Genomic DNA, 14,819 nt, shown 5'->3' on the forward strand with positions numbered 1-14,819 from the left:
CTGGTTTCAAGCCTGCGCGGCGGGGTGCCGCTGGGCGCTTTTGAGGGAAGGAGCCCGTTATGATGTTCCGTCATGTCATGGTCCCCTACGATGGGTCCGATCACGCGAAGAACGCTCTGAACTACGCCAAGGACCTGGTTGCCGGCAACGCCGACGCCAAGCTGTCCGTGGTGCATGCCGTCCCGTCCAGCTACATGGGCGTGGACCGCATGGGAACCGATGGCGCGCTCGACGGCGTGCCCTACGGCATGCTGGATTACGAGGAGTATCAGGGCGTGGTCAAGCGTGTGCTCGACGAGGCGCAGAAGCGCGTTGCCGAGGACTTGGGCGATGCTTTGGCGGATCTGGGCGACCGTGCCCAGGTGGAGGCCGTTGCCGGCGCTTCCCCTGCAGATGCGCTGTCGCGCTACGCCGAGGAGCATGATTGCGACCTTATCGTCATGGGCCGTCGCGGCCTGGGCGCCATCCGCGGCATGCTGGGCAGCGTCAGCTTTGGCGTGCTGCGCGCCACCGACATCCCGGTGCTTACGGTGAAGTAGCCTAATCTTGCGATTTGGGCTGATAGGCCGCTCGCGATGCTTGTCGTCGCGGGCGGCTTTTCGCGTTTTCGGGGCGCAAGGCAAGACTCGGGTGCTTGCCATCGAATCAGGCGCGCCGTTACGCTATGCCGTTTGCGCTCCCAACGTCCAGCGCATCAGCATCTTGCCCGCCACGACGCCCAGCACGCACGCCGCCAAGCTGCCGAGCGCATAGGCGCCGCCCATGGCGTATTCGCCGCGCTCGAGCAGTCCGAGCGTTTCGAGCGAGAAGGTGCTGAACGTGGTGAAGCCGCCGCACAGGCCGGTTTTCAGGAATAGGACGGCGTTTGCGGGCAGCATGCCGGGGCGGATGCTGGCCGCTTCCACCACGGCGCCGATGACCACGGCTCCCGTGAAGTTGATGATGAAGGTGATGAGCGGGAATTGCCCCTGATAGGGGAGCAGCCCAAGCAGGTAGCGCGCAACGGCTCCGCAAAAACCGCCTGCTCCGACGCATAATGCCGCAATCATGGCACGTCCTTTCCGATGCGTGTTCTTCGGGTTCGTATTGTAGTGCAACCCGTAACCGCATGCGTTGGTTGCTAGACTGGACGGGAACGAAAGGAGCTGACTGATGGCGGATGAGATGATTGATAAAGGCTCGGCTTCGGCGCAGGCGGGATCGTCGGCGGAGAGCATCGGTGCGGCGGATGTGCGTGCGGCGCATGATATGGCGGCGTTCGTACAGGAGTGCCCGAGCATGTTCCATGCGGCGGCGTCGCTGCGGCGGCGTTTGGATGCGGAGGGCTTCGCCTATCTGCCCGAAAGCAAACCGTGGGAGGTTCGGCGCGGCGGGTGTTACTACACCGTGCGCAACAACTCGAGCGTCATCGCGTTCAAGGTGGGCGCGCGGCTTGATGGGTATCGCTTCCAGCTTACGGCTTCGCACTCCGATTCCCCGACCTATAAGGTCAAAGCCGCCCCTGAGCTTTCCAGCCCGTCGGGCTATATGCGGCTGAACGTGGAGGCGTACGGCGGCGTGATGGACCACACCTGGTTCGACAAACCCTTGTCCGTTGCCGGCCGTGTGCTGGTGCGCTTGGGCGATCGCGTGGAAAGCCGCCTGGTCGCGCCCGATGAGGACCTGCTGCTCATACCTCGCGTCCCCATCCACCTTGATCGCGAGGCGAACTCGCGTTTCGTTCCGAATCGTGCCGTCGACATGTGCCCCGTCATGTCGGCAGGGGCGCTCGGGCCCGGGTCCTTCGACCGGCTGATCGCCCAGGAGGCGGGTGTCGCGCCCGAGCAGGTGCTGGCGCGTGACCTGTTCCTGGTGAACCGCCAACAGCCTTCCGTGTGGGGCTGGGGCAACGAGTTCGTGAGCGCGCCGCGTTTGGATGACCTGGGGTGCGCCTATGTCTCGCTTGCCGCGTTTCTTGCCGCGGAAAATGAAGATGCCGTGTCGGTGTTGTGCTGCTTCGACAACGAGGAGGTAGGCTCGAACACCAAGCAGGGCGCCATGTCGACGTTTTTGCGCGATTCCCTTGAGCGCGTGAACGCGGCCCTGGGGTTCACGCCCGAGCAGCTGCGGTGCGCGCTGGCGAAGAGCATGCTGGTCAGCTGCGACAACGCCCACGCCGTGCACCCGAACCATCCCGAGCTCTACGACGAGGGCAACCGCATCATGCTCAACCGCGGCCTTGCGGTGAAGGAGGCGGCGAACCAGAAGTACTGCACCGACGCATTCAGCCGCGCGGTGTTCTGCGCGATTTGCCGCGATGCGGGCGTGCCTTTGCAGCGCTTCGCGAACAGAAGCGACATGCCGGGAGGGTCTACGTTAGGGAATCTGTCGAATATGCAGGTGAGCATGCATGCTGTCGATGTGGGCCTGCCTCAGCTGGCCATGCATTCAAGTTATGAGACGGCCGGCGTCGCCGATGTCGCCTTGGGAACGGCCGCATTGGAGGCATTCTACAACGCCGATGTGCGCATCGAGGATGCCGATTTTGCGGAGCTGCATCCGTAGGGGCGTTGGGTGCGTGACGGAATCGGCGGGCTGCAAGGATGTCGGTTATAAGGTGACGGTTGCGTTAATGGACATATTGCTGCAATATGGGGTGTTGCGCGTGAACGGAGCTTGCTCACGTGCAACGATGCGATTCACAAAACGATAGGAGCATTTTGCAGCAGCAATCCGCCGGCGCCGACGCGCCTTGTGTGCATATCATCACCGATTCCGCCTCTGACCTGGTACAAGGCGAGATCGAAGGCATAAGCGCCGTCGTGCCGCTTTCCATCGCATTCGGCGATGAGGAGTACTTGGACGGCGTCGACCTGTCCCATCATCGGTTTTACGAGAAGCTGGTGGAGTCTGACGAGCTTCCGCGCACCAGCCAGGTGACGCCGTTCGCGTTCTCGCGGGCGATCGAGGGCGTGCTCGGTGCGCCCGATGCCGGTGGCTCCGATGAGGCGGTGGTCATCACGCTGTCTGCGAAGCTGTCGGGCACGCACGAGAGCGCGCTTGCCGCGGCGCAGGCGTGGGGAGGCCGCGTGCACGTGGTCGATTCCACGAACGTGACCATCGGGCAGAAGGCTCTGGCGGCATATGCGGTGCGTTTGGCGAAACAGGGCATGTCGGCGGCCCAGATAACCTGCGAGCTCGACGATGCGAAGGGCCGTATCCGCTTGGTCGCGCTGCTCGATACGCTGGAGTACCTGCAAAAGGGCGGCCGCATCTCCAAGACGGCGGCTTTCGCCGGCGGCGTGCTGTCCATCAAGCCCGTGGTTGCCATCCGGGATGGAGCCGTTGCGGTGCTCGGCAAGGCACGCGGCTCGAAGAAGGGGAACAACCTGCTCATCGAGCAGGTGAAGGAGGCTGGCGGCATAGATTTCGACATGCCCTTCTTCCTAGGCTATACCGGCTTGGGCGATGATTTGGTCCGCAAATACATCGAGGACAGCCGCGAGCTGTGGGAGGGCCACGTGGAAAGCGTGGGCTACTCCACCGTGGGCGGCACCATCGGCACGCATGTGGGGCCGGGCGCTGTGGCGCTCGCGTTTTTCGCCAAGCAGCAGTAGCGCAGGACCGGTAGGCGTTTCGCCCCGGTATCGTAACCGCGCGGTTACGATACCGGGGCTTTTTTATTCGCACCCAAGCATAGGATACGATCGGCGATGGATGCGCTGCTTTTGAGGTCGCTTTGGTAGCATATGCCTCCGTACGCGTATGACCTGCAGTTTTAGTGGTATTACCCATGATATTCCGTATGTTGTGCGAGGGGGTTGCAATGAGTCCAAGCATCGATCAGCTTGATCGTTTTGTCAGGTCGGCTCGCGCGGGTTCCTACAGCGCCGCTGCGCAGGAGCTGTACGTTACCCCGCAAACCGTTTCGAAATCCGTCCATGATATGGAGCACAAGCTCAACATCGTGCTGTTCGAGCCAACGGGGCGCCGCCTGCGCCCCACCGCTCGCGGCGCGCAGGTGCTCCATCGCGCCTCAGAGGTTCTTGAGGGGATGGACGATATCCGGCGCATCTGCGGCGACGGTGCGCAGTCGAATACGGCGGGGGTTTCCCGATTGCGCGTCGCGGTGGCCAGCTCGCCTTTGCGCGGCAGCGTGCTGCTCGAGCGCGACTTTCGGGGTTTCCGGCGCCGTTGCCCGCACGTTGCGCTTGACGTGTCGTTTCTTTCCAGCGGCTCGTGCTTGTCGGAGCTGGAATCCGGCACGGTGGACGCGGCGGTGGTGGCGGGGCGTCCGGGGGCCGAGGGGCTTGTGTCGGAGCGCGTGGGTGCGGTCGAGTTGCGGCTGTTGGTGTCGCGCGGGCACGCGTTCGCCTCGCGCAAGGCGCTTGTCCTTGCCGACCTGGAAGGCGCTTTGCTCGCCGAGCCGTATGACTCAAACTTCCTTAAGGCGACGGTGCTCGAGCTGCTCTCCCGACGCGGCGTGTGCCCGCGCTGGGCATCGTTGGAGATGTCGGCGGCGCGGCATCGCGGCTTTCTGCATGAGGAGGAAGGGACGGTGCTCGTCGTGTCCGATGCCCGCTATCCCGAGCAGTTCCCGGATGTGGAGGTGGTGCCGTTCACGGAAGGGGAGGGCATGGAGTTGCCGACATATCTTGTGTGGCGACGGGAGGCGGATGCCGCCCGGATGGCCGCTTTAGCGGGATTTCTGCGCTGCTCGAGATGACGGCCCAGGGCGATAACGCGCTTATCGAGCGCGCTCGCCCTGGGCATTTTTCGCGCCTTCCGGGGGCATGCGCCGCGATGCGACCGAGCGGTCTCGCGGCGCATGCCCCGATCGCGATGCCTTTACTTTTCTGGAGGCCATCATGTCGGTAAACGGTCGATAGTGCCGATTGTTCGGGTAAATTCAGCGGTTTAACGAGCAAATTACACTATCTGGGTGATGGAATACCCTCGTTGTTTTCGATATGGTTACCGTTAGAAAGCAAGGGATAAACGCTTAAGGAATAGGGAGGGCCTGTGAATACGAGGACTAAGCGTCGCATGATGGCGGTAACCGGCATCATCGTCATCGTGCTGGTCGTGATCTTGGCCGTCGTCGGCGGTTCCGGTGCTGCGAAGTCCGCCACCGTCGCCGATGCCGTTGCGGGCAAGTATGTAGATCAGAAGATCCAAGTGACGGGCAATGTGGTGGAGAACTCCTACGCCACGAACGGCAATGTGCTCACGTTCGCCATCTACGATAAGGACGGAAACCCCGGCGATCAGCTTGAGGTCCGCTACGAGGGGGGCGTGTCGGCCACGTTCGGCAACGACGTGACCGCCATCTGCACGGGCAAGATCGCCGACGACGGTGTGCTGCATGCCACCGAGCTGGTGACGAAATGCCCCTCGAAGTACGAGAACGCCTCGAGCGCGTTGAGCGTCTCCCGTCTGCTCGAGTACGGCGACCAGGTCATCGACAAACCGGTGAAGGTTTCCGGCACCGTGCAAGCGGGTTCCCTCAAGGCCGCCGGCGTGGGCGATCGCTTCGTGCTGGCAGATCCCGATTCCGGCAAGACGCTGCCCGTCGCGTTCGACGGCGCGCTGTCCGACGAGGTCGCGGAAGGCAGCTCGCTCGTGGTCACCGGCAGCCTGTCCGCCGAGGGCAAGTTCACGGCCACCGATGTGGCGCTCGAGGGTTAGGAAGAGGTTTCACGTATGTCGACTATCGGCCTTATGGGCCTGCTGGTGGCGTTCGCCGGCGTGGCCGTATCGGTGCTGTGCCTGCTGGTGGGCGCGATCTTGGGGCGCAAGGGGGACAGCTCGCTTGGCGAGACCCTGACATGGGGCGGGCATATCGCCTCCATCCTGACCACGGTTGCGCTTACCGTATGCTGCGGCATCCTGGTGTACTGCTTCTTCGCGGGCGACTACTCCATCGAGTACGTGCTCAAACAGCATAGCAACGCTGAAGGCGCGCTTGGCTGGCTGTTCAAGCTGTCCGGCCTGTGGGCCGGCCGCGAGGGCTCGCTGCTGTTCTGGGCGTGGCTTATCAGCGTGTTCAACTCCGTGGTGGCCATCCGCGATCTGAAAAGCCCGCGCAAGCTGGATTCCATGGCGCTTATGGTTTCGCAGCTGGTGCTGGCGGCGTTCGTGGGCGTGCTGCTGTTCAGCGAGAGCAACATGCCGTTCACGGTCACGCCGCAGAAGTACTACAACGCCGACGGCACGCTGACCAATGCGGCCAGCATGCTGGGCATGAATTCCCTGCTCGAGCATTGGGCCATGGCCATCCATCCGCCTACCTTGTTTGTGGGTTATGCGGGCCTGACCATCCCGTTCGCCTATGCCATCGCCGCGCTCATCGTGAACGACCCGTCCAGGGAATGGGTGGTGCGCAGCCAGCGTTACGCCCTGTTCTCGTGGCTGTTCCTGGGTATCGGCATCGGCCTTGGCGCCGTGTGGGCCTACGTGGTGCTCGGCTGGGGCGGCTATTGGGGCTGGGATGCCGTGGAAAACGCCAGCCTGCTGTCGTGGCTGGTGGGTGTGGCTCTCATTCACAGCTTCACCGTGTACCGCCAGCGCGGCGCGTTCAAGCGCTGGAGCGTCATGTGCGCCTGCATCACGTTCGCGTTCGTCATCGTGGGCACGTTCATCTCCCGCTCGGGGTTGGTGCAGTCCGTGCACGCATTCGAGGGCGATCCGGTGTCGCTTGTGCTGTTCGGCGCGCTCATCGTCGTGGCGCTGTTGGCCGGCATCGTGGGCTTGGCCGTTCGCTGGAAGAGCTTCGGCCCGGCGGCCGACGGTTCCGACGAGGTGGAGAACCTGCTGTCCAAGGAGGGCGCGTACTACTTCAACAACGTCATCATGGTGGTGTTCGCCACGCTGCTGGCGTACCTGACCGTGTCCTCGGCCCTGCCTGAGTTCCTGCCGTTCGGCGGCCAGACCGTGTCCTCGGGCACGTTCAACGCCATCGCCCGTCCGCTGGGCGTGGTCTACCTGGCCATCTTGGCGGTGTGCCCGCTGCTGGCCTGGGGCAAGACGCTGCGCTCGAAGTTCCTGAAGCAGGCGCGTATCCCCGCTATCTGCGCGTTGGTCCTGTTCGTGGTGTTGGCGGTGTACTGGGCCACGTACTTGGTGCCGAGCTACAACGCCATCATCGTGGCAGGCGGCACCGCCGCCGAGGAGCTGGCAAGCGACGGCCCTGCTTGGTACTACAACGGCCTGGCGCTCGTGGGCTTCTTCGTGGCGAGCATGCTGCTGTTCAACTCGCTGTTCATGTTGGGTCGCATCGTGCGCTCGTACAAGGAGTCTCATAGCTGCGGCGCCGTGGCGGCGTTCGGCGGGTGCCTGCGCAACCGCCCCGCAAGCTTCGGCGGCTTCCTGTCGCACGCGGCCATGGCCGTGATCTTGGTGGGCCTGATCGGTTCGTCGATGTACGTGACGGAGAAGGTCGCCTACATCGGCTACGACGAAACCTCCGATACCGCTTCCGAGACCTTCCACATCAAGGATTACACGCTTGAGTACGTGTCCAATTCCGTGACCGAGGTCAACGGCGGCGACGACATCATGTACACCGTGAACTACGATGCCTACAAGGACGGCGCTTTCATCGGCCAGGTCAGCCCCAGCGTGCAGCTGGCGCAGAAGACCCAGCAGCAGAAGCTGGTCGCAAGCGTCATCTCGCTGCCCACCGAGGATCTGTTCGTGGTGTACCGCGGCGTGAACAACGACGGCGCGTTCTCCATGGATGTGCGGGTCAATCCGCTGATCTCGCTGGTGTGGGCGGGCTTCGGGCTGCTCATGGTCGGCGTGTGCGTGGCCACGGTGGGCCGCAGGCGTGCCAGCCGCAAGCTCACCGACGCGCAGCGCGCCGCAGCCGATGCGGCATCCGATGAGTCGGCGGAGGAGGCGCGATAGGCGCCTGCAACCGGCGCCGCCGCTCGCACGGCGATCGCGTTTTGCGTTAGACTGACGTGCGAATGCTCGCACGCATCCAAGATGCAGGGGAAGGGGGGGCCGATGGAGGAAACGGCTGCCATCAAGACAAGGAAGCTGTCGAAGGTGTTCGGCACGCGCAAGGCGGTGGACAAGGTGTCCATCGAGGTTCCGCAGGGGGCGTTCCTTTCCATATTCGGACCCAACGGCGCCGGCAAGACCACTCTGTTGCGCATGTTGTCCACGTTGACGCGTCCCACGGACGGCTCGGCAAGCCTTATGGGCATCGACCTGCGGGAAGAGCCCGAAGCGGTCCGCGGGCGCATCGGGCTGATCTCGCATAACGCCATGCTCTACCCCGACCTTACCGCCGAGCAGAACCTGCTTCTGTATGCGAGGCTCTACGGTTTGGCCGACCCCGAAGCGCGTGTGATGGAGCTGCTCGAAGCCGTCGAGCTGAAGCATCGCAGGCTTGACGTGGTGCGCACGTTCTCGCGCGGCATGACGCAGCGCCTGTCCATCGCCCGCGCCCTTGTCCACGACCCCGATGTGGTGTTTTTGGACGAGCCGTATTCGGGCCTCGACCCGCATGCCGTGGATATCTTCGATCAGCTGATCGAAGGGCAGCGCGCGGGCCGAACCTTCGTTATGGTGAGCCATGACCTGCGCAAAGGCTTCGACATGTGCACGCATGCGCTGGTGTTGGCACGTGGTCGCGTGGTGACGTTCGGGGCGAAGGACCAGCTTGATTTTGACGAGTTCTCCGAGCTGTATCGCTCCACGGTGGGAATGGGGGTGTCGTAAATGGCGCGCAAGCAAAGCGCGGGCGCCGATCGGGCGCGCGCCGGCCGGGTGGCGTTGAGCGTGCCCAGCACGTTCGCCCAGTATAAAACCCTGCTTACCAAGGATCTGCAACAGGAGTTCCGCACCAAGGAGATGCTCACGTCCATGGGCATTTACGCCCTGCTCGTGCTCATCGTGTACGGCGCGGCGCTCGGGCAGACGGCGCAGGCGACCGATGTGCTGCAGCTTTCCGGCGGGCTTCTGTGGGCGCTCATCGTGTTCACGTCGCTGCTGGGATTGAACCGTTCGTTCAACCACGAGAAGGAGCAGGGCTGCATGGAGGGCATCCTGCTCGTGCCCATGGACCGCAGCGTGATCTTTCTGGCGAAGGCCACGTCGAATCTGCTGTTCTTGCTGGTGGTCGAGGTGATCGCCGTGCCGCTGTTCTGGTTCTTCTTCCTGACCACCGCCCAGCCCGGCCCCGATTTCATGCTCATGGCGGTGCCGCTTGCGGTGGGCACCATAGGCGTGGCGGGTGTCGGCACGCTACTGTCCACCATCACCGTGAACACGCGCGGCAAGGACGTCATGCTCGCCGTGCTGTTCGTGCCGCTGATCTTCCCGCTGCTCTACGCATGCGCGTCGGCGACCACCGCCGTGGTGGTGGGTGCCGAGGGGTATCTCGACGTGTTCACGCAGTCGATGGCGCTTGCCGGCGGCTACGACGTCATCATGCTGCTGGTCAGCTGGGTTCTGTACGATTTCGTTATCTCCGCATAGCTTTTGACCTGCGATCCTCATAAGGAAAGGAAACCAATGACGAACAAACCGGTGAAGCTGCCCGAGGCGGGGCAGTGGCCCGACAAGGTGGCGCCGTGGGCGCTGCTGGCGGGCATCGTGCTCTCCACGCTGGGCTTTCTCATGGCGTTTCTGTACGCCGGGCCCGTTAACGGAGCCGCCGTCGACGGCGTGGAGCTGATCGGCGGGCAGATGGTGGCCAACAAGCTGCTGCTGTCCCAGAAGATCTTCTACTTCCATATGCCGGTGGCGCTGGTGTCGTTCTGCGCGCTGGCGTTCGCGTGCTATTACTCCGTGCGCTTCCTGGCCACCAAAAACCAGCGCTTCGACACGTGCGCGAAGGTGTGCATGGAGATCTCGCTCGTGTTCGTCATCTGCACCATGATCACGGGCGACCTGTGGGAGCGCTTCGAGTGGGGCGTGTGGTGGACGTGGGAGCCGCGCCTGACCACCTACCTGATCCTCATGCTCATCGTCATCGCGTACTTCGTGCTGCGCAACGCCATCGACGAGCCGGAGCGCCGCGGCGTGTACGCCGCCGTCATCGGCATCATCGCCATGGTGGATGTGCCCATCTGCTTCATGATCACGCGCCTCATCCCCTCGGGCGTGCATCCCGTGGTGCTGCGCGAGGGCGGCATGTCCGGCGACATGGGCATGACCGTGGCCGTGTGCTTGGTGGGCCTTATGCTCGTCGGGTTCGCGCTGTATCGTTTCCGTTTCCGCCAAGTTCGTTTGCAGGAGCGCCTGCAGGCCCTCAAAGACGAGGTGGAGGTTTTGGAGGAGCAGCGCTAGGCGAAAGCTGCGCGAGTCCCGTTTCCCGTTAGCAAACGTTCGCGCCCCAAGGGCGCTTGATCGAAGGAGCATCCCATGAATCCCGTTCTTGCCGACATTTACAGCACCGTCATCCCTTCCATGCCGTTCATCATCGCGGCCTACGCGCTCATGTGGGCCTTGCTGCTCATCTACGTGTTCGTGTGCGTGAGCGGCCTGAAGAAGACCGAGAAGCAGATCGCCGTGCTTGAAGAGGCTGTGGCGGAACTGAAGGCCGAATAGCCTGCGTGCTACAATTGCCGAAGCGAATCGACGAAACGCCGCACCTCGCGGCGTTTCGCGTCTATTCCCCCGAAGAAAGGTAAACCTTATATGAAGGCTATCATCCCCGCCGCCGGCCTCGGCTCGCGCTTCCTGCCGGCTACGAAGGCCCAGCCCAAGGAAATGCTTCTCGTCGTGGACCGTCCCGTCATCCAGTACATCGTGGAAGAGGGCCTGGCATCGGCCGCCGACGAGGTGGTTATCGTGAACAGCCGCGAGAAGAAGTCCATCGAGGAGCACTTCTCGCCGAACCCCGAGCTGGTGTCCATGCTGCGCGAGCGCGGCAAGGACAAGTACGCCGACGCCGTCGAGCATGCCGGCAACCTCAACGTCAGCTACGTGTACCAGGACGAGCCGCTGGGCCTGGGCCACGCCGTGCACTGCGCCGCCGAGAAGACGGGCGACGAGCCGTTCTACGTGCTGCTGGGCGACGTCCTGGTCCCCGACAACAACATGCTGCCCGCCATGCAGAAGGTCTCCGACGAGCATAACGGCGCTTCGGTCATCGCCGTCATGCCCGTGCCCGACGATCAGGTGGACCGCTTCGGCGTCATCGCCGGCTCCGCCATCTCCGATAACGTGTGGAAGATCGACAGCCTGGTGGAGAAGCCCGCGCTCGAGGATGCCCCCTCCAACCTGGCCGTGTTCGGCCGCTACCTGCTGTCCGCGCGCGTGATGGAGCTTTTGGCCGAGGCGAAGCCCACCGTCGGCGGCGAGATCCAGCTGACCGATGCGCTGGACGCGGTGCTCAAGGAAGAGGAGATGTACGCGCTTATCATCGATCCGCAGGACGGTTTCGACACCGGCACCGTGGAAAGCTGGCTGGAGACGAACAACGTTCTCTACGAGCGCAAGTACGGCAAGAAGGCGTAAAGGTCTTCGGCGAATACCTGCGACGGTTTGGCCGCTCGGTGATGCACCGGGCGGCTTTTTCGTTTTAAAGAGGCGTGCGGTGAGCCGTTGCGGGGTTGTGCGGATGACTGCCCGATAAAAGGAGCGGGCCCGGCAAGAAGGGGAACTTGCCAGGCCCATTAAGGAGGGGATATACGGTGCCGGTTCGTTGACACCGAACAACTGCTTTTAAGGAGAAAGCAGAGCGAAGGAGGAAGGAGGGGAACCTCTCCGTTCGCTGATAAGCAGTATAACCGTCGACGTTGAAGGCGTTATGTCAGCGTCTTGCGCATTTTGTGAAGAAAATTGCCCCGTTTTCGCTTTTACAGACCTTTCGGAGTCGGGTAGCGACCTCGAAAAAGTGGACATATATTGCAATCTGTCCGGTAAATCGGGTCCGATATTTCGCGCATCGGGCCTATGGCGTATCCCGATCGTAGCGCGGTCGTACGCTTGTAGGAGGATTTGCGCGTTACTGTGGAGTTGTTTGCCGGGCAGTCCGCTTCCGGTCGGGATGCGTGCTTTGGTGCATTCAGCTTGAAAAAAGGGTGGGCCGCAAGCGAAAAGGGGGAAACTTGCGGCCCGAAAGGAGGGGAGGAACGATGCTTTCGCATCGCGATCTGCTATGGGAAGCAGGCAAGCGGTGGAAAGGGATGTCCCGCTTGCAAGGCTTACTATAGCGACCGATGTTGGAGCGGGCGTGTCATGGGAGTGGCTTTGGGATGATGCGCTCGTGAACGGATTGTGAAAGCCCAGGACATGCCGTTACCTTTTCGTTGCCAAGCGGGCGCGAAGGGACGGGATTGCTTGAGTTTTCCCTGATGAAAGCACATGTTCTCTTTCTGTAACCTTATGGAGCGAAGATGTGAGGGAGCGCTTGTGTGCCTGCGATGCCCCTTTGCCTGGCCCCTTGGGGCCTTTGGTATCATGTTCAGGTCGAAAGGAAACATCCATGCCTGATATCCAGCTGCGGTTCCACCGCGATATGCTCGTGCTGTCCAGCCCCATCGCCCCCGTGCTCGCGCGCCAGGGGTTCGAATTCGATGGCGATGTGGAATACGCCACGCTTATGGAGCCGGAGGCCGTCGAGGACGCCCTTCGCTTGAACCTTTTGGCGGGCGTGCAGTGCCTCATTACCGAAACGGCGGGCATGACCCCGGCACGCCTGGCGCATCGGGGCATGGCCGAGCGCCTGCCCGAGCTCGCCCGCGCCGCCGTCGCGTGCGCTGCGAAGCTGCGTCCCCAGCATGTGCTGGTGGAGCTTGGGCCGTGCGGTCTGCCGCTCGACGCGTCCAGCAAGGCGTCGCTCAACGAGAACCGCGACCAGTACGCCCGCGCGGCGCGCGCCTTCGAGGGCCTTTCCCTTGACGGCTTCTTCTTGAACGGGTTCTCCAACCCGAGCGACTTGAAATGCGCGCTTATGGGTCTGCGCCAGGTCAGCGGCCTGCCTATGCTCGCCTCCGTGAACGTGGGCGCCGACGGCATGCTGGCGGACGGCCGGCACGGCTTCGATGAGGCGCTTGGCGTTATGGCCGAGTTCGAGGCGAGCGTGGCCGGCTTTTGCACGCAGGCTCCCGTCGAGCGCGCTTGCGAGCTTGCGCAGCAGGCGGCGAAGCTGCCCCTGCCCGTGCTTGCGCAGCTTGACGTCGTGCGACACGACCCCCGTCAGCGCCAGGCAACGCCGGAAAACCCGTACCATCGCCCTGATGTCATGATGGAGGCGGCACAGCACCTTCGCGCGGCAGGTGCGCAGTTCCTCCGCGCCACCGGCCAGGCCACGCCCGCTTATGCCGGTGCGCTGGTCGCGGCCACGGACGGCCTTGACGCGCAACGCAGCGACGTGGAGGCGTAGCCGTTATGGCGAAGCTTGCGACGAACACGCGCCGCAGCGAGCATTACGGACAGTTGCAGCGCGTCGTCGATTCGGTGTTCGCCGGCGGCGGGAAGTTCGTGCGGCGGCTCGACGTGGTCGTGGCGGCCGAGTCGTTCGACCTGCCCGACGATCTTAACGAGATCATCGCCTTGTTGCCGCCGGGCACCTACACGCGCCAGCGCCTGTGCGATCAGCTGAACTCGGCTATCGGCGGGCACGCCTGGGGCCAGGTGTACGGCACGGTGGAGTAACGGTTCCCAAGGGGCCGCGTCCCGGTTCGGGCGCGGCCCCGCGGTTTGAAGCGGGTCGTCCCGCGGAAGGGCTTTTCCTTATGGAGGATTTCGAACACGGCATCATATCGGCAGTGGGCAATGCTTGGCTGGGCACGCTCATAACCGCCGTGGTCATCATCGTGATCACGGCGGTGGTGGGGCATCTGCTCACGAAGTTCCTGCGCCGCGTGCTTAACTATTCCGATGAGCTTCCCTCGTCGTCTATCTTCATCAACATCGGGCGCGCCATCGTGTGGGTGGTGGGCGGATCGGTGGTGCTGTCCACATGCTTCGGCGTGGACGTGTCGGCAGCCATCACGGCGCTGGGCATCGGAGGTATCGCCATCTCGCTGGGCTTCCAGGACACCATCTCCAACCTGATCGGCGGCGTGCAGGTCAGCTTGCTGCGCATCGTCTCGCCGGGTGACAACATCTCGGTCGGCGGCGCTTCGGGCGTTGTGAAGGACGTGAACTGGCGCCATACCACCATCACCAACTCCAAGGGCGAGACGGTGGTCATCCCCAACTCCATCATCAACAAGACGTCGCTCGTGCACTTGCCGCCCACGGGCAAGGTTTCGCTCTCCTTGGTGGTGGAAGGCGGCGGCGAGGACCTTGACGAGAGGGCGCGGCGCATCGAGCGGGCGGCGCTTGCCGCCGCGCGCCGGGTGGGTGCGGTGGAGGCGGACCCGCGTTTGTGGTTCACCGAGGTCGTCGACGTCGGTTTCGCCGGATCGCTTATCTTCACCATGGCAAGCGGCGATGACGCCACGCCGGCGAAGGATGCCGTGTTGCGCGCCATTGCGCCGCTGACCAGGCAATAATCGGATTTCGCATACAAATGGGCCGAGGGCTCCGGAGGCAGATGCTTCCGGAGCCCTCGGCTTTTTCGCGCTTTGGAGGGGCTACGCCCGTTCGTTTCGATGGCGATGGTGCCGTCTCTTCGCCTTGGTGCGCCCGTCCCGTTTCGCCTGCGGGCGTGCGGGTTTCGCAAGCCGCCAGCTCCTCGCCTTATCCGTGCGACAGGCGCAGGTAAAGCGCTTGCAGCGAAGCGGGCGGTTTGTAAAGCAGCGCGGTCCGGCTTGTAAACCGCGCGTAAAACCCTGTCACGCTTCGGTCATGGACCGCGCTTGCGGCCGTGCGCTGGCCGATGGTGCGCGTACCATCCTCACCTGCAAGCTCGTTTTGCATGAGAAGACATC

At 63.3% G+C, this 14,819-nt stretch carries 15 protein-coding genes; 14 read left to right on the forward strand and 1 reads right to left on the reverse strand.

Annotation, left to right across the window (positions count from 1 at the left end):
- Positions 1-59: 59 nt before the first annotated feature.
- Complete coding sequence (locus Q0D52_RS02635) at positions 60-539, forward strand: universal stress protein (RefSeq protein ID WP_294164101.1); 480 nt, start codon at positions 60-62, stop codon at positions 537-539.
- Positions 540-662: 123 nt separating this feature from the next.
- Here Q0D52_RS02635 and crcB read toward each other — a convergent pair whose 3' ends face one another.
- A complete protein-coding gene (crcB, locus tag Q0D52_RS02640; RefSeq protein ID WP_294379978.1) occupies positions 663-1,049 on the reverse strand; it encodes a fluoride efflux transporter CrcB in 387 nt (128 codons plus the stop codon).
- Positions 1,050-1,152: 103 nt separating this feature from the next.
- Between crcB and Q0D52_RS02645 the strand changes: the two genes are divergently transcribed.
- From Q0D52_RS02645 to Q0D52_RS02705, 13 genes are all read left to right on the forward strand, one after another.
- A complete protein-coding gene (locus Q0D52_RS02645; RefSeq protein WP_294379979.1) occupies positions 1,153-2,544 on the forward strand; it encodes a M18 family aminopeptidase in 1,392 nt (463 codons plus the stop codon).
- A 155-nt stretch (positions 2,545-2,699) separates the two neighbouring features.
- Positions 2,700-3,596, forward strand: coding sequence for a DegV family protein (locus Q0D52_RS02650; RefSeq protein WP_294379980.1), 897 nt, complete (start codon positions 2,700-2,702; stop codon positions 3,594-3,596).
- A 209-nt stretch (positions 3,597-3,805) separates the two neighbouring features.
- Positions 3,806-4,705 carry a LysR family transcriptional regulator gene (locus Q0D52_RS02655; RefSeq protein ID WP_294379981.1) on the forward strand — a complete coding sequence of 300 codons (900 nt, stop codon included), beginning with the start codon at positions 3,806-3,808 and terminating at the stop codon, positions 4,703-4,705.
- A 296-nt stretch (positions 4,706-5,001) separates the two neighbouring features.
- Entirely contained in the window at positions 5,002-5,667 is a 666-nt protein-coding gene (locus Q0D52_RS02660; protein ID WP_294379982.1) for a cytochrome c maturation protein CcmE, read from the forward strand.
- Positions 5,668-5,682: 15 nt separating this feature from the next.
- Positions 5,683-7,887: a cytochrome c biogenesis protein CcsA gene (ccsA, locus tag Q0D52_RS02665; protein WP_294379983.1), complete on the forward strand. Its 2,205-nt coding sequence runs from the start codon at positions 5,683-5,685 to the stop codon at positions 7,885-7,887.
- Positions 7,888-7,989: 102 nt separating this feature from the next.
- Positions 7,990-8,709, forward strand: a complete 720-nt coding sequence (locus Q0D52_RS02670) for an ABC transporter ATP-binding protein (RefSeq protein ID WP_294379984.1) — start codon at positions 7,990-7,992, stop codon at positions 8,707-8,709.
- Positions 8,710-9,468: a heme exporter protein CcmB gene (locus tag Q0D52_RS02675; RefSeq protein ID WP_294379985.1), complete on the forward strand. Its 759-nt coding sequence runs from the start codon at positions 8,710-8,712 to the stop codon at positions 9,466-9,468.
- Positions 9,469-9,504: 36 nt separating this feature from the next.
- Positions 9,505-10,281 (forward strand): cytochrome c biogenesis protein, encoded by a 777-nt coding sequence (locus tag Q0D52_RS02680; protein WP_294379986.1) that lies wholly within the window; start codon positions 9,505-9,507, stop codon positions 10,279-10,281.
- A gap of 75 nt (positions 10,282-10,356) precedes the next feature.
- The gene (locus Q0D52_RS02685; protein ID WP_294379987.1) at positions 10,357-10,542 is read left to right on the forward strand and encodes a hypothetical protein; all 186 of its coding nucleotides are present in this window, start codon (positions 10,357-10,359) and stop codon (positions 10,540-10,542) included.
- 90 nt (positions 10,543-10,632) lie between these two features.
- The gene (locus tag Q0D52_RS02690; RefSeq protein ID WP_294379988.1) at positions 10,633-11,454 is read left to right on the forward strand and encodes a UTP--glucose-1-phosphate uridylyltransferase; all 822 of its coding nucleotides are present in this window, start codon (positions 10,633-10,635) and stop codon (positions 11,452-11,454) included.
- Positions 11,455-12,424: 970 nt separating this feature from the next.
- Complete coding sequence (locus Q0D52_RS02695; protein ID WP_294379989.1) at positions 12,425-13,324, forward strand: homocysteine S-methyltransferase family protein; 900 nt, start codon at positions 12,425-12,427, stop codon at positions 13,322-13,324.
- 5 nt (positions 13,325-13,329) lie between these two features.
- The gene (locus Q0D52_RS02700; RefSeq protein ID WP_294360306.1) at positions 13,330-13,596 is read left to right on the forward strand and encodes a hypothetical protein; all 267 of its coding nucleotides are present in this window, start codon (positions 13,330-13,332) and stop codon (positions 13,594-13,596) included.
- A gap of 80 nt (positions 13,597-13,676) precedes the next feature.
- On the forward strand, positions 13,677-14,441 hold the full coding sequence (locus tag Q0D52_RS02705; RefSeq protein ID WP_294379990.1) for a mechanosensitive ion channel domain-containing protein: 765 nt from the start codon (positions 13,677-13,679) through the stop codon (positions 14,439-14,441).
- The last annotated feature ends 378 nt before the right edge of the window (positions 14,442-14,819 follow it).

The organism is uncultured Senegalimassilia sp. (assembly GCF_934630535.1).
In the GTDB taxonomy this organism is placed as follows: domain Bacteria; phylum Actinomycetota; class Coriobacteriia; order Coriobacteriales; family Eggerthellaceae; genus Senegalimassilia.

Bases quoted from the DNA above. Each gene is read 5' to 3' on its own strand.
- Q0D52_RS02635 (WP_294164101.1), top strand. From the start codon at position 60: ATGATGTTCCGTCATGTCATGGTCCCCTACGATGGGTCCGATCACGCG.
- crcB (WP_294379978.1), bottom strand. From the start codon at position 1,049: ATGATTGCGGCATTATGCGTCGGAGCAGGCGGTTTTTGCGGAGCCGTT.
- Q0D52_RS02645 (WP_294379979.1), top strand. From the start codon at position 1,153: ATGGCGGATGAGATGATTGATAAAGGCTCGGCTTCGGCGCAGGCGGGA.
- Q0D52_RS02655 (WP_294379981.1), top strand. From the start codon at position 3,806: ATGAGTCCAAGCATCGATCAGCTTGATCGTTTTGTCAGGTCGGCTCGC.
- ccsA (WP_294379983.1), top strand. From the start codon at position 5,683: ATGTCGACTATCGGCCTTATGGGCCTGCTGGTGGCGTTCGCCGGCGTG.
- Q0D52_RS02670 (WP_294379984.1), top strand. From the start codon at position 7,990: ATGGAGGAAACGGCTGCCATCAAGACAAGGAAGCTGTCGAAGGTGTTC.
- Q0D52_RS02675 (WP_294379985.1), top strand. From the start codon at position 8,710: ATGGCGCGCAAGCAAAGCGCGGGCGCCGATCGGGCGCGCGCCGGCCGG.
- Q0D52_RS02680 (WP_294379986.1), top strand. From the start codon at position 9,505: ATGACGAACAAACCGGTGAAGCTGCCCGAGGCGGGGCAGTGGCCCGAC.
- Q0D52_RS02685 (WP_294379987.1), top strand. From the start codon at position 10,357: ATGAATCCCGTTCTTGCCGACATTTACAGCACCGTCATCCCTTCCATG.
- Q0D52_RS02690 (WP_294379988.1), top strand. From the start codon at position 10,633: ATGAAGGCTATCATCCCCGCCGCCGGCCTCGGCTCGCGCTTCCTGCCG.
- Q0D52_RS02695 (WP_294379989.1), top strand. From the start codon at position 12,425: ATGCCTGATATCCAGCTGCGGTTCCACCGCGATATGCTCGTGCTGTCC.
- Q0D52_RS02700 (WP_294360306.1), top strand. From the start codon at position 13,330: ATGGCGAAGCTTGCGACGAACACGCGCCGCAGCGAGCATTACGGACAG.
- Q0D52_RS02705 (WP_294379990.1), top strand. From the start codon at position 13,677: ATGGAGGATTTCGAACACGGCATCATATCGGCAGTGGGCAATGCTTGG.